We start from the raw sequence: 11,596 nt of genomic DNA, 5'->3' as shown, positions 1-11,596 counted from the left end.
CGGTGCCGAGCGGGCGGCGTGGGCGGGCGGCGGAGGCCGATGCGCACCCGAGCCGGATCGCTCGGATCAGCCGGGCGGGCGGCGGGCGGCGCCGCCGAGCAGGAGTTCGGCCACCGAGCGGGTCGCGTCCCGGCCGGCGAGCCGGCCCTCGTGGACCGCCCAGCCGGCCGCGGCGACGAACGAGAACAGCGCCTCGGAAACCCACTGCGCGGTCAGGTCCACCCGCATCGAGCCGTTCTCCTGGCCGCGTCGGACCGCGGCGGCGACCTGCTCGTCCATCACGCTCCAGGCCTGTTCCAGGCCCGGGTCGCCGACCAGCGAACTCTCCCCGTACAGGAACGCCAGGTATTCGGCGCACGGCATCAGCCGGTCCACCAGACCGCGCAGCACGGCGGGGACGTCCTCGCCGGTGGTCAGGTCGGCGGCGTCGATCGCCCGACCGATCTGCGCCGAGGCTTCCGTGCCGAGCGCGGCGATCAGCGCCGGTCGGCCCGGGAACATCCGGTGCAGCGTGGCCCGGCTGATCCCGGCGGCTCGGGCGATCTCGTCCATGGACGACGCCGGTCGCCGAAGCAACAGGGTGACGGCGGCGCGCAGTACGTGCTCGTTGTCGGTGGGCATGGATCAACTCTAGCCCAGATGAGACAGCTATGTCTCATGATTAACGGGAGGGATTCAGCCGGCACCCTGTGGTGTCAGCTCCGGTCGCGGCTCCTGCCAGGTCAGCACCGGCTCGACGACGCCCCCCCGCAGCGCCGCGCCGGGGAAGATCCGCAGCCGCCACGGCGACAGGCGCATCACCGCGAAGCCGGGCGACAACGGGTGCTCCCAGCCGGGCACCCCGGTTCCGGCGGGGTCGTAGCCCAGCGGCTCGGGAGTGTCCCGGAACAGGTTCCACACCCGCTCGCGGATCTCCGGCTCGAAGAGCAGATCCGCGCGACACTCGGCTGCGCACGTGTCGTGCGAGGGCGACCAGTAGTTGCACGACACGAACGGATTGCGGGCGATGTGGGTGCGCTTGGTCGCGGTGGGGGCGGTCGCCACCCAACCGGTCAACCGCCCGTGCTCCCATACCCAGTACGGGTGCAGGATCCGGGTCCGCGGCCGACCCGCGCCGTCCACGGTGGCGATCGAGGCCCACACGATCGAGTGGGCCATGGCGATGAAGGCCGGGGCCGCGGTTTCCAGATCGGTCATGGCGGCAACCCCTGTTCGTCCCGACGGTCCGGTACCTCACCACCCATACTGTCGTGAACGCGCGCGACCCTAAAGGCCCGGCGGGAAGTCGTACGAGGCCGGCGGCCTGATCCGGACCTTGTCGTCCTGGTACATCACCGAGATCTGATCGTGCGGACGCAGCTCGATCCCGGCCGGATCGCCGCTGATCAACACGCCGTTCAGGTAGGTGCGGTAGGTGTGCGTGGCGTCCGGGGTGAGCGCGCCCAGGTGGGTCTCGTCCAAGCGCACGTTCCACATGGCGAACAACTGGCCCAGTACGAAGCGGGCGTTCGCGTCGTGGCTCTCCACGTGCAACACGCCGCTGTTGTCGTGCGTGTGCAGATCGGCCAGCAGTCCGGTCCTTCGATCGATGCCGATATCGGGCGCGACCTCGACCCGATTCAGGCCGACGAAGATGTCCAGGTGCACGTGGAAGTGCTGTACGGCGCCCTCCATCGTGTCCAGATTCAGACCCGCGTCGGCGCCGCGCCGCGCGCTGTCCGCGGGCACCGGCCAGGGCGGCAACTCGGCGTTGTCGGCGGCCTTGGGCCGCGGCAGCGGACCCTGCGGGGTGCCACGCTCGGGCAACGCGATCGGCCCGGCGCCGGGCGCCGGCTCGTGGGCGGACACGGGCGTGCCGGCGGCGAGCGAACTCAGGGTCAGGAGCACGGCGGCGACGCCGACCCCGTTGCGCGGGTGCGGGTTCATCGGGACCTTCCGGGGGCGGAGGAGATGAACAACCTGCCGGTCCGTCGGCCGGGGCGAAAGCCGACCGGGCATTTCGGCCCCGGACTTCACCCATACGGAGCACCCGCGCCGGGGAGGCGATCCGAGCCGGGGCCCGGCCCGCGCCGCGCACGGCCGGGACTGAGCCGGGCTTTGCCGGGCAGACATGGGGCGACCCACCCGCGGGTGGTCCGCGGGTGTCCCTAGGGGGCCGGAACCAGTGATACGCACCAGCCGCCGGCAGCGGCGCATCGAGAACGCGAGCCCCTGGTTCGTCCGACAGCGGTGGATCCTGCTCCTGCTCCTGGTCCTGCCACCGATCGGCGCGGTGCTGATGTGGCTGGTCACCCGCTGGACGCCGATGACCAAGATCGTGCTGTCCGTGGTCGCGGCGCTCTGGTGCGGGGCCCTGGTGATCGGGTTGAGTACCGACCTGGAGACGCACGACAAGAGCCCCGACCCGGTCGCGCCGATCGTCGACGACGGTCGTGGCCCGCAATCGTCTCCGTGACCCGATGCCCGCCACGGATGGAGTTCCCGGTCGATGCCCCTGCTCCCGTCGCACATCACGCCGTTCCGGATCGACATACCCGACGCCGACCTGATCGACCTGCGGGAGCGCCTGGCGCGCACCCGCTGGCCCGACGCCGAACCGGTGGACGACTGGTCGCAGGGCATCCCGCTGGCCTACACGCGCGAGTTGGCCGAGTACTGGCGGACCACCTACGACTGGCGCAAGACCGAGGCGCGGCTGAACGCGTACGCCCACTTCAAGGCGCACATCGACGGCCTGGGCGTGCACTTCCTGCACGCGCCCTCGCCGCATCCGGACGCGCTGCCGCTGATCCTGACCCACGGCTGGCCCGGGTCGATCATCGAATTCCTGGACGTGATCGGGCCGTTGACCGATCCCGTCGCACACGGCGGCGACGCGGCGGACGCGTTCCACGTGGTGGTGCCCTCGTTGCCCGGCTACGGCTTCGGCGATCGACCGGCCGAGACCGGCTGGGGAATCGACCGGATCGCCCGGGCCTGGGCCGTGCTGATGGCCGACCTGGGCTACGCGCGCTACGGCGCGCAGGGCGGCGACTGGGGCTCGATGGTCACCGCGTCGATCGGTAGGCAGGACCCCGAGCACGTGCTCGGCATCCACCTGAACATGCCGGTGGCGATGCCGGACGCGGCGGCGATGAAGGATCCGACACCGGCCGAACGACAGGCGCTGGCCGACCTGGGCACCCACTCCGAGTGGGGCACCGGCTACAGCAAGATCCAGTCCACCCGGCCGCAGACGCTCGGCTACGGGCTGGCCGACTCACCGGTGGGCCAACTGGCCTGGATCGTGGAGAAGTTCCAGCAGTGGACCGACTGCGACGGCCACCCGGAGAACGCGCTGTCCCGCGATCACCTGCTGGACAACGTGATGGTCTACTGGCTCACCGACACCGCCGCGTCCTCGGCCCGGCTGTACTGGGAGAGCTACCGCAACCCCGATCTGGCCGAGGTCGGGGTCCCCACCGGTTGCTCGATCTTCCCGCACGAGATCATCCGCTCCTCGCGCCGCTGGGCCGGGAACCGCTTCACCGATCTTCGCTACTGGAACGAACTCGACCGCGGCGGTCACTTCGCCGCCTTCGAACAGCCGGAGACCTTCGTCGAGGAGGTCCGCCGCTTCTTCCGCCTGATCCGCGCGTAGCCCCGGCGCGCCCCGACCCGTCGCGACGGGCCGGGGCGCGGGTTCGACAGGCGACCGGCGGCGCCCCCAGGCCGGGTGTGGCGCCGGGAAGGTCCCGTCCGACCGGGGTCGGACGGGACCTTCCCGGGCGGGTCATGCCGTGCCGGCTCCGAGGACGCTGCCAAGGAGGTCGTCGAGACCGACCAGGCCCAGCAGCGTGCCGTCGGCGGCGTGCACCAGGGCCAGCGACGCGCGGCGTTCCTGGAGGGCGGCCACGGCGCGCTGGATCGGGGTGTCCACGCTCAGCGTGAGTACCGACGTGGCCAGCTCGCCGGCCGTGTTGCCGGAGCTCTGCGTGCGCGAGGTGAGCACCTTGCGGATGTGTACGACGCCGGACAGCGTGCCGTCCGCGCTCCGCACCAGCAACCGGTTGCGGCCGTTGCGGCGGGACATCGCGACGATCTCGTCCGGCCCCGCGGCGGCCGGCACCGAGTCGATCTCGGCGGCCGGCACGACCAGTCGGGCCAGCGGTTCGGTGTGCGTGCGCAGCGTGCCGGAGAGCACGTCGTGCGACGAACCGTCGATCAGGCCGAGCCGACGGGACTCGCCGACCAACCGGCGCAGCCCCTCCGCGTCCTTGGGGTGGGACAACTCGTCCTTGGGGTCGATCCCGGCCAGCCGCAGGATCGCGTTGCTGACCCCGTTCATCGCCAGCAGCAGCGGCCGCACCACCCGGGTGTAGCCGCGGAAGGACGGCGCGAGCACGAGCGCGACCTTCTCGGGGCCGGCGATCGCCCACGACTTGGGCGCCATCTCGCCCAGCACCATGTGCAGGATCACCACGACCACCAGCGCGATCGCGAACGCCACCGCGTGCCCCGCCGCGGCCGGCATGCCGACCGCGTCGAAGAGCGGATCGAGCATGGTGGCGATGGCCGGCTCGGAGACGATGCCCAGGCCCAGCGAACACATGGTGATGCCGAGTTGCGCACCGGCCAGCATCAGCGACAACTCGCGCACGCCGGCCAGGGCCGACTTCGCGCCGCGCTTGCGCTCGGCGACCAGCGCCTCCAGGCGATGCCGGCGCGCGGCCACCATCGCGAATTCCGCCGCCACGAAGAACGCGTTGCCCACGAGCAGCGCGATGGTGATGGCGATCGCCGGCCACAGCCCAAGCTCCAGCGAGCCCAGGCCGCCACCGGAGGCCAGGGTCGGGGTCACGCAGTCACCTCCGTGTTGCGCCCGGAGCGCCGCTCGGCGCTCCATTCGGAGGCGTTGCGCGGGAACGAGGGAGCCGAGGTCAGCACCCGGATCCGGACCAGCGCCGGCACATGCCGCTCGACTTCGAGCACCTCGATCTCGGTGTAGCGGATCGGTTCGTCGTCCTCGTCGGCCGCGCGCCCGGCGCGTACCTCGTCGGGGTCGGGCACCCGGATCCGGTCGCCCACCTCGGGCAGTCGGCCCAGGTGCGCGATGACCAGGCCACCGAGCGTGTCGTACGGCCCGTCGGGCAGCTCCGCGCCGACGATCCGCTCCGTCTCGTCCACCCGCAGCCCCGCGTCCAGCCGCCACCAGCCGTCCTCGGGCTCGGTGTCGACGGGGTCCTCGTCGTCGCTCTCGTCGGCGATCTCGCCGACCAATTCCTCGGCCACGTCCTCATAGGTGACGATCCCGGCCAGGCCGCCGTGCTCGTCCAGCACGACCGCGAACTCCTCGTGCGCGGTCCGCAACTGTTCGAGCAGCGAGGCCAGCCCGGCGGTGTCCGGGACGAGCAGCGCGGGCCGCGCGATCGACCCGGCGCTCACGTGCGCGGCGTCCTCGGGGGCCACCTCCAGGAGGCAGGCCACCCCGACCACGCCCAGCACGTCGTCCACCCGCTCGCCGACCACGGGATAGTGCGAATGGCCACACTCGGCGACCAACTCGATCAATTCGGCGGCGGTGGTCTCGGCCCGCACCCGGACCACGTCCGGACGCGGCACCATCACCTGGTCCACGGTCAGGTCGCCGAAGGCGATCGCGCGGCGCAGGATCCCGGACAGGGCCGGATCCAGGTCACCGTCCCGGCCGGCCTCGTCGACGATGTGCGCGAGTTCCTCGGTGGTGGCGCCGCCGTGCAGTTCCTCGACCGGTTCGATGCCGATCGCCCGCACGATGCGGTTGGCCAGCGTGTCGAACAGGCGGATCAGGGGACCGGCGACCTTGAGATAGACCAGCGTGGGCCGGCCGAGCAGGATCGCCACCCGCTCGGGCTCGGCGATGCCCCAGTTCTTGGGGACCAGCTCGCCGAGCACCATCTGGATCGCGGTGGCCACCGCGAAGCCGAGGATCAGCGAGATCACCGGAACCGCGCCGTCGGGAACGGCGACCAGATCCAGGAGGGGGGAGATCACCGCCGCGAGCGCGGGTTCGGCGATGAAACCGACCAACAGGGCCGTCACGGTGATGCCCAACTGGGCACCGGACAGCATGAACGAAAGTCGCCCCATCACGGTCATCGCCCGGGCTGCGGCCTTGTCACCGGATTCGGCACGGCGACGCAGCAGGCTCCGATCGGCCGCCACGTAGGCGAACTCCTGGGCGACGAAGAAACCGGTACCGAGGGTCAGTACGACGATCGCCGCTATGCCAAGAGCCGCGGTCATGAGACCGCCTCCCGGACGTCGCGGCTTCGATCACAGTCTCGGGAGGGACCGGTACTAGGGGGGTCCGTCTCTTGGGCGGACACGCACGCTCCTTGCTCAACGGGCAATTCGGGGTCAAACACTTACCACGCCGAACGTATCATCGTGCGCGCTTGTTCCCCGGAGCCGGTCGCGGAAGCGTGCGAAGGGCGTCGGATTCGAACCGGTAGCAAAAGATGCTTGGCTTTATGCTCCGCGTCATGACAATCTGTGCTTCCTCGAACACCGTGTGGTGATCGAGGCCCGTCGAGCACGTGCGACCCGCGTGCTGCGGCGAGGGAAGTACAGAAGTGCGGCGCCTTCTGCCACAGGCGTCGCGAAGTTCATCCGTACGGGGGAGCGACCCGCGCCTTCCCGTCCGGAAGATTGGTACCGGGAACCCGCACCGCCGCAATGACGTTGACAACATCAGACGGGGGCAGCGTGTACGACAGCAGCCCTGATCCGGCCGACGCCGGCTCGCCCGAGGTGCCCGTACCGGACCTCCCAGCGCGCGAGAAGGAGACCATGCCTCGCACACTCGACGACTACGCCGTGTCGCTCGCCGCGTTGAAGGCCTACGACATCACCGGTGTTCGTCCACGCGACCTCCGCCGCTTTCGTGACTTCGGAGAACTGCCGGACGGCGTGCCCGAGGCCGTCGTCCTGCGTGCCCAGCGCATCGTGGAGGAGGAACGGGACCGGTTGTTGCGGTTGACCACCGGTTCGTGAACACCCGCAGTGCCCGCACCACCCGCGCGCAGGCCCGCGCGGTCGTCCGGGACGAGAGCGATGCCGATCCGCCGCTCCCGTGTCCCGTTCCGTCGCGGTTCAGCCGTTGCCGTTGAGATAGGCCAGGACCGCGAGCACGCGCCGGTTCGTCTCGTCCGACGTGTCGATCGAGAGCTTCGCGAAGATGTTGGTGGTGTGCTTGCTCACCGCGCCCTCGGAGACGAACAGCCGGCCCGCGATGGCCGCGTTCGAACAACCCTCGGCCATCAACTCCAGCACCTCGCGCTCGCGCGGCGTCAGCCGGCCCAACGGCTTGTCCCGCACGTTGCGGGCGAGCAGCTTCGAGATCACCTCGGGGTCCATCGCGGTGCCCCCCGACGCGACCCGGCGGACCGCGTCCACGAACTCGTCCGTGTTGAACACCCGGTCCTTGAGCAGATAGCCGACCGCGCCGGTGCCGTCCGCGAGCAACTCCCGGGCGTACAACTGCTCCACGTACTGCGACAACACCAGGATCGGCAGCCCCGGGACCTGCCGACGGGCCTCCAGGGCGGCCTGGAGGCCCTCGTCGGTGAAGGTCGGCGGCAGTCGGACGTCGACGACCGCGACGTCCGGCTTGTGTTCCACCAGAGCCCGGAGCAGTTCCGGACCGTTGTCCACGGCGGCGACGATCTCGAAGCCGTGGGCCTGGAGCAGGCGGACCAGCCCGTCCCTCAGGAGGGCGAGGTCTTCCGCGAGGACAAGTCGCACGGCAGCTCCATGATCACAGTCGTCGGGCCGCCCACCGGGGAGTCCAGGGCGAGCGTTCCGTCGAATGTATCGAGTCGCCGCTCGATGCCGCGCAGTCCCGTGCCCTTCATCAGATCGGCGCCGCCGACGCCGTCGTCGGTGACGGTGATCCGCAACTTGCCGTCCTGGTAGGTCAGATCGATCTCGACGTGCTGCCCACCGGAGTGCTTTGCCGCATTGGTGAGCACCTCGGTGACCGCGAAGTAGGCGGCGGACTCCAGCGGGAGCTCGGGGCGCGCGGGCAGCGCGACCTTGACGTTGACATCGAGCGGGCTCTCCAACGCCACCGCGCGCACCGCGTCGCCCAGACCTCGGTCGGAGAGCACCGGCGGGTGGATGCCCCGGACCAGGTCGCGCAGTTCGTGCAGGGCCTTGGCGGACGCGGCGCGGGTCTCGGCGAGCAGGATGCGGGCCGCGTCCGGGTCCGTACCGAGCAGCGCCTCCGCGGCGCCCAGGTTCATGCCCATCGCCACCAGGCGGGCCTGCGCGCCGTCGTGCAGGTCACGCTCGATCCGGCGCAGCTCGGCTGCCGACGCGTCCACGGCGTCGGTCCGGCTCTCGGTCAAGTGCTGGACCCGCAGCGCCAGTTCGGCCTCCTTGGTGGGGGCGAGCAGAGAGCGGTTCCACAGCGCGTTGACCCGGGCGAACCAGGGCGCGACGGCCAGGCCGACGACCACCTGGATCGCGCCCCAGGGCAGCGCGAAGCCGGCCCGCTGCGAGCTGTCCACCTTGATGAACGTGTACCACTGCGGATCGACGTGCCGGTAGGCCACCTCCCACAGGAACGGCATCAGCACCCCGTGCAGGCCGTTCACGATCAGCAACATCGGGAAGCAGGCCAGCAGCAGGCTGGACGGCAGGTAGAGCAGCCCCCACAGCAGGTCCCGCCAGGTGGCCCCCTCGGTGATCAGTTGCCGGGTGCGCCGCCACAATCCGGTCACCCCCTTGCCCGGGGGGCGCCGTCGGTAGGGGACGGCGATCGGGACGCCGGACCACGAGGTCATCGCGGTGCGGGTCAGGTTGGCGGTGGCACGCAGCAGCAGGATCGCCGGCACGAACAGCACCATGCCGACACCCAGCGGCACCAGGGCCATGAACACGATGCCGCAGATGAACAGGGCGAGGGCCGGCACGGAGAGGAAGACCAGCACGAAGCCCTGGAAGGTGGACGACAACGCCCGACCGAACCGCCAACGCGTCGCCGGTGGATCGGCGCTGTGTGGCGTGAGCGTGCTCATAAGGGGGTCCTCCCGTGGATGTGCCGTGTACCGCTGGTGGCACCAGTGTGTCGGGCGGCGACCGTGCAGGTCACTGGGGAGGCACCCCGCGCGGGGGTGGGGCTGGGCCCACCCCCGCGGGCCGGTCAACCGGCGATGTCCGCCAACAACCGAGCCAGTTCCTCGGGCCGGGAGAACATCGGCCAGTGGCCGGTCGGCAGGCCGTGTACGTGCCGCTCCTCGGCCAGCGCGAACTCGGCCATGAACGGGTGCCCCTGCGCGACCATGACCTCGACCTGCTCGGCCGGGAACAGGCAGCTGATCAGGTGCGCGGGCACCTTGAGCCGGGCCGGGTCGCCGACCCGCTCGGCGCCGGTCGCGACCGCGTACGGCTGCGCCACCGCGCGGGTGCGCAGCAGCTCCAGGTCGGCCGGGGTGAGTCCGTCGAGCATCTCGGCGTCGGTGGTCGGATCCCACGGGTAGGTGTAGCGGCCGTCGCCGCGCTCGGCCACCTCGGCCTCGATCCGCTCCCGCTCGGCGGGCTCGCTCAGGTCCAGCAGCGAGACGCCCTCGGCCACCGGGCCGGCGTCCACGTAGACGATCCGGGCGATCCGGTCCGGGATCCGGTCCAGTGCCTCGTAGGCGGGGAACGCGCCGCCGGAGTGGGCGGCCAGGACCACGTCGGTGAGGTCGCGCGAGGTGATCTCCTCGACCAGGGCGTCGGTCTGCGTCGCGAGGTCGATTCCGGTGGCGTCGGCCGCCTCGTCCGCCAGGCCCGGCAGCGTCACCGCGAGTACGTCGTGCCCGGCGGCCCGCAGCGGTTCGGCGACCCGGTCCCACGCCCACGCGCCGAGCCAGTAGCCGGGAACGAGAACGATGTGCGCCATGGTGGTGCTCCTCTGGTGGTTCGGGTGCTTCCCTGCAAGAACGATCCTGGACCGGATACCTGACAGAACGCGACAGGTTTCCGCGCCGGGCTCAGAGCCAGTTCCGGCGCTTGAAGATGAGGTAGAGGACCACGCAGACCAGCACCATCAGGCCGACCGCGAAGGGGTAGCCCAGGCTCCAGTGCAGCTCGGGCATGTCGTCGAAGTTCATCCCGTACACGGTGCCGATCAGGGTCGGGGCGAACAGGATCGCGGCGTACGCGGAGATCTTCTTGACCTCCTCGTTCTGGGCGTTGCTGGCCGCGGTGAGCTGCCGCATCTCCTCGTTCTGCGCCTGGGTCACCACGATCGCGTTGACCCGCATGATGCCTTCGAGGAGCTGGCGGAAGCCGGCCGCCCGTTCCACCGCGATCGTCGCGTGGTCCCGGACGTCGCGCAGGTAGCGCCGCAGCTCCTGGTCCACGTGGTACTTGTCGAAGCCGGTGGACAGATCGGTGAGCATGAGCAGCAGCGGTCGGGTCGCGCGCTGGAACTCGATCACCTCGCGGGAGAGTTCGTAGATCCGTCGGGAGACGTTCGGGGCGCCGAGGAAGGCTTCCGCCTCGATCTCGTCGATGTCGTTCTGCAGGCCGCCGACCACCGGGGCGTAGGCGTCCACGACGCTGTCCAGGATCGCGTACAGCACCGCCTCCGGGCCCTGGCGCAGGAGTTCGGGCCGGTCCTCGACCCAGCGGCGGACGGCGGACAGGTCGGGGGACTCGGAGTGGCGGACGGTGACCACGAAGTTGGTGCCGAGGAAGACGTGCAGCTCGCCGAAGTCGACCTCCTCGACGTCGTCGAGGTAGCGGGCCGCGCGCAACACCACGAACAACGTTTCGCCGTAGCGTTCGAGCTTGGGCCGCTGGTGGGCCACGATCGCGTCCTCGATGGCGAGCGCGTGCAGGTCGAACTCGTCCGCGGCGGAGAGGAGTTGGCTCTCGGAGGGGCGGTAGAGCCCGATCCAGGCCATTGCGCCGGGCCGGGCGTGCAGTTCGCGGTAGGTGTCGGCGAGCGTGCTCGGGGAGGCGGCCCGTACCCCGTCCACGTAGATCGCCGCGTCGATCAGGCTGTGTTCGACGGGTGGCGGCTCCGGGGCGTCCGCCGCCCGCGGGTCCATCGAGCGTTCCGGTGCCTCCGGGGGTTCGCTCGCCCCGTGCCTGCGGGCGCGGAAGGACAGACGCCGATCGGGCATGCGGGGCTCCGGGACACTGGGCGGCGAAGAGCACGGACGTGACGTCGGGCCGGTCGCGCCAGGAAATCGCGACCGACCCGACCATCGTATTGTCCATTTTTCCGCGCAGATATCACGGATTTATGCCATTTGGCGATTCGGTGGACGGGACACCGGAGCACGCGGTGTTCGCCGGGCCGCCCGGATCGGGCCTACGGCAGCTCGAACGCACCCTTGCCCATCTGCTGCCGCACGGTGACCACCGGCGGGTTGACCAGACCGCGCCGCTGCCAGTTGGCGCCGTCCACGACCAGGGTGTGGCCGGAGATGAAGCGCGCGTAGGGCGAGGCCAGGAAGGTCGCGGCCCAGCCCAGTTCGCGCGGTCGGCCGACTCGCATCGCGGGTTGGCAGGGGTCCTTGTCGTGGGTGCGGGCGAGGTTGCCCTTGATGTCGGCGGTCATGTCCTCGTGGGGGAACAG

The 11,596-nt window shown here is 70.8% G+C and carries 13 protein-coding genes; 3 read left to right on the top strand and 10 right to left on the bottom strand.

What is annotated here, in order from left to right; genetic code table 11:
• Positions 1-66: 66 nt before the first annotated feature.
• The 3 genes from ACFXMF_RS26595 to ACFXMF_RS26585 form a co-directional block, all read right to left on the bottom strand.
• Complete coding sequence (locus ACFXMF_RS26595) at positions 67-621, bottom strand: TetR/AcrR family transcriptional regulator (RefSeq protein WP_360305974.1); 555 nt, start codon at positions 619-621, stop codon at positions 67-69.
• A gap of 54 nt (positions 622-675) precedes the next feature.
• The gene (locus ACFXMF_RS26590) at positions 676-1,197 is read right to left on the bottom strand and encodes a pyridoxamine 5'-phosphate oxidase family protein (protein WP_360305972.1); all 522 of its coding nucleotides are present in this window, start codon (positions 1,195-1,197) and stop codon (positions 676-678) included.
• A 69-nt stretch (positions 1,198-1,266) separates the two neighbouring features.
• Complete coding sequence (locus ACFXMF_RS26585) at positions 1,267-1,926, bottom strand: hypothetical protein (protein WP_360305970.1); 660 nt, start codon at positions 1,924-1,926, stop codon at positions 1,267-1,269.
• A gap of 238 nt (positions 1,927-2,164) precedes the next feature.
• Here ACFXMF_RS26585 and ACFXMF_RS26580 point away from each other — a divergent pair, with 238 nt between their 5' ends.
• Complete coding sequence (locus ACFXMF_RS26580) at positions 2,165-2,455, top strand: hypothetical protein (RefSeq protein WP_360305968.1); 291 nt, start codon at positions 2,165-2,167, stop codon at positions 2,453-2,455.
• A gap of 33 nt (positions 2,456-2,488) precedes the next feature.
• On the top strand, positions 2,489-3,640 hold the full coding sequence (locus ACFXMF_RS26575; protein WP_360305966.1) for an epoxide hydrolase family protein: 1,152 nt from the start codon (positions 2,489-2,491) through the stop codon (positions 3,638-3,640).
• 132 nt (positions 3,641-3,772) lie between these two features.
• Here ACFXMF_RS26575 and ACFXMF_RS26570 read toward each other — a convergent pair whose 3' ends face one another.
• Both ACFXMF_RS26570 and ACFXMF_RS26565 read right to left on the bottom strand, forming a co-directional pair.
• Positions 3,773-4,840, bottom strand: a complete 1,068-nt coding sequence (locus tag ACFXMF_RS26570) for a CNNM domain-containing protein (protein ID WP_360305964.1) — start codon at positions 4,838-4,840, stop codon at positions 3,773-3,775.
• Positions 4,837-6,264: a hemolysin family protein gene (locus tag ACFXMF_RS26565; protein ID WP_360305962.1), complete on the bottom strand. Its 1,428-nt coding sequence runs from the start codon at positions 6,262-6,264 to the stop codon at positions 4,837-4,839. Before ACFXMF_RS26565 ends, ACFXMF_RS26570 begins: the two co-directional genes overlap by 4 nt.
• A 546-nt stretch (positions 6,265-6,810) precedes the next feature.
• On the opposite strand from ACFXMF_RS26565, the gene ACFXMF_RS26560 reads away from it, so the two are divergent.
• Positions 6,811-7,014, top strand: coding sequence for a hypothetical protein (locus ACFXMF_RS26560; protein WP_158695784.1), 204 nt, complete (start codon positions 6,811-6,813; stop codon positions 7,012-7,014).
• Between the two features lie 99 nt (positions 7,015-7,113).
• Here ACFXMF_RS26560 and ACFXMF_RS26555 read toward each other — a convergent pair whose 3' ends face one another.
• From ACFXMF_RS26555 to ACFXMF_RS26535, 5 genes are all read right to left on the bottom strand, one after another.
• The gene (locus tag ACFXMF_RS26555) at positions 7,114-7,764 is read right to left on the bottom strand and encodes a response regulator transcription factor (RefSeq protein ID WP_360305960.1); all 651 of its coding nucleotides are present in this window, start codon (positions 7,762-7,764) and stop codon (positions 7,114-7,116) included.
• The gene (locus ACFXMF_RS26550; RefSeq protein ID WP_379992250.1) at positions 7,728-9,041 is read right to left on the bottom strand and encodes a sensor histidine kinase; all 1,314 of its coding nucleotides are present in this window, start codon (positions 9,039-9,041) and stop codon (positions 7,728-7,730) included. Before ACFXMF_RS26550 ends, ACFXMF_RS26555 begins: the two co-directional genes overlap by 37 nt.
• Positions 9,042-9,166: 125 nt before the next feature.
• Positions 9,167-9,907, bottom strand: a complete 741-nt coding sequence (locus ACFXMF_RS26545) for an alpha/beta fold hydrolase (protein ID WP_379992251.1) — start codon at positions 9,905-9,907, stop codon at positions 9,167-9,169.
• Between the two features lie 91 nt (positions 9,908-9,998).
• On the bottom strand, positions 9,999-11,138 hold the full coding sequence (locus tag ACFXMF_RS26540; protein WP_360305954.1) for a magnesium and cobalt transport protein CorA: 1,140 nt from the start codon (positions 11,136-11,138) through the stop codon (positions 9,999-10,001).
• Between the two features lie 191 nt (positions 11,139-11,329).
• The coding region (locus ACFXMF_RS26535; RefSeq protein WP_379992252.1) for an SDR family oxidoreductase at positions 11,330-11,596 on the bottom strand (267 nt) is incomplete at its 5' end.

Source organism: Embleya sp. NPDC059213 (assembly GCF_042754445.1).
In the GTDB taxonomy this organism is placed as follows: Bacteria; Actinomycetota; Actinomycetes; order Streptomycetales; family Streptomycetaceae; genus Embleya.
Note: the sequence above shows the minus strand (reverse complement) of the source record. Positions and strands in the feature narration are given on the sequence as shown.

Coding starts and splice junctions, on each gene's coding strand:
- ACFXMF_RS26595 (WP_360305974.1), bottom strand. CDS start 621: ATGCCCACCGACAACGAGCACGTACTGCGCGCCGCCGTCACCCTGTTG.
- ACFXMF_RS26590 (WP_360305972.1), bottom strand. CDS start 1,197: ATGACCGATCTGGAAACCGCGGCCCCGGCCTTCATCGCCATGGCCCAC.
- ACFXMF_RS26585 (WP_360305970.1), bottom strand. CDS start 1,926: ATGAACCCGCACCCGCGCAACGGGGTCGGCGTCGCCGCCGTGCTCCTG.
- ACFXMF_RS26575 (WP_360305966.1), top strand. CDS start 2,489: ATGCCCCTGCTCCCGTCGCACATCACGCCGTTCCGGATCGACATACCC.
- ACFXMF_RS26565 (WP_360305962.1), bottom strand. CDS start 6,264: ATGACCGCGGCTCTTGGCATAGCGGCGATCGTCGTACTGACCCTCGGT.
- ACFXMF_RS26560 (WP_158695784.1), top strand. CDS start 6,811: ATGCCTCGCACACTCGACGACTACGCCGTGTCGCTCGCCGCGTTGAAG.
- ACFXMF_RS26550 (WP_379992250.1), bottom strand. CDS start 9,041: ATGAGCACGCTCACGCCACACAGCGCCGATCCACCGGCGACGCGTTGG.
- ACFXMF_RS26545 (WP_379992251.1), bottom strand. CDS start 9,907: ATGGCGCACATCGTTCTCGTTCCCGGCTACTGGCTCGGCGCGTGGGCG.
- ACFXMF_RS26540 (WP_360305954.1), bottom strand. CDS start 11,138: ATGCCCGATCGGCGTCTGTCCTTCCGCGCCCGCAGGCACGGGGCGAGC.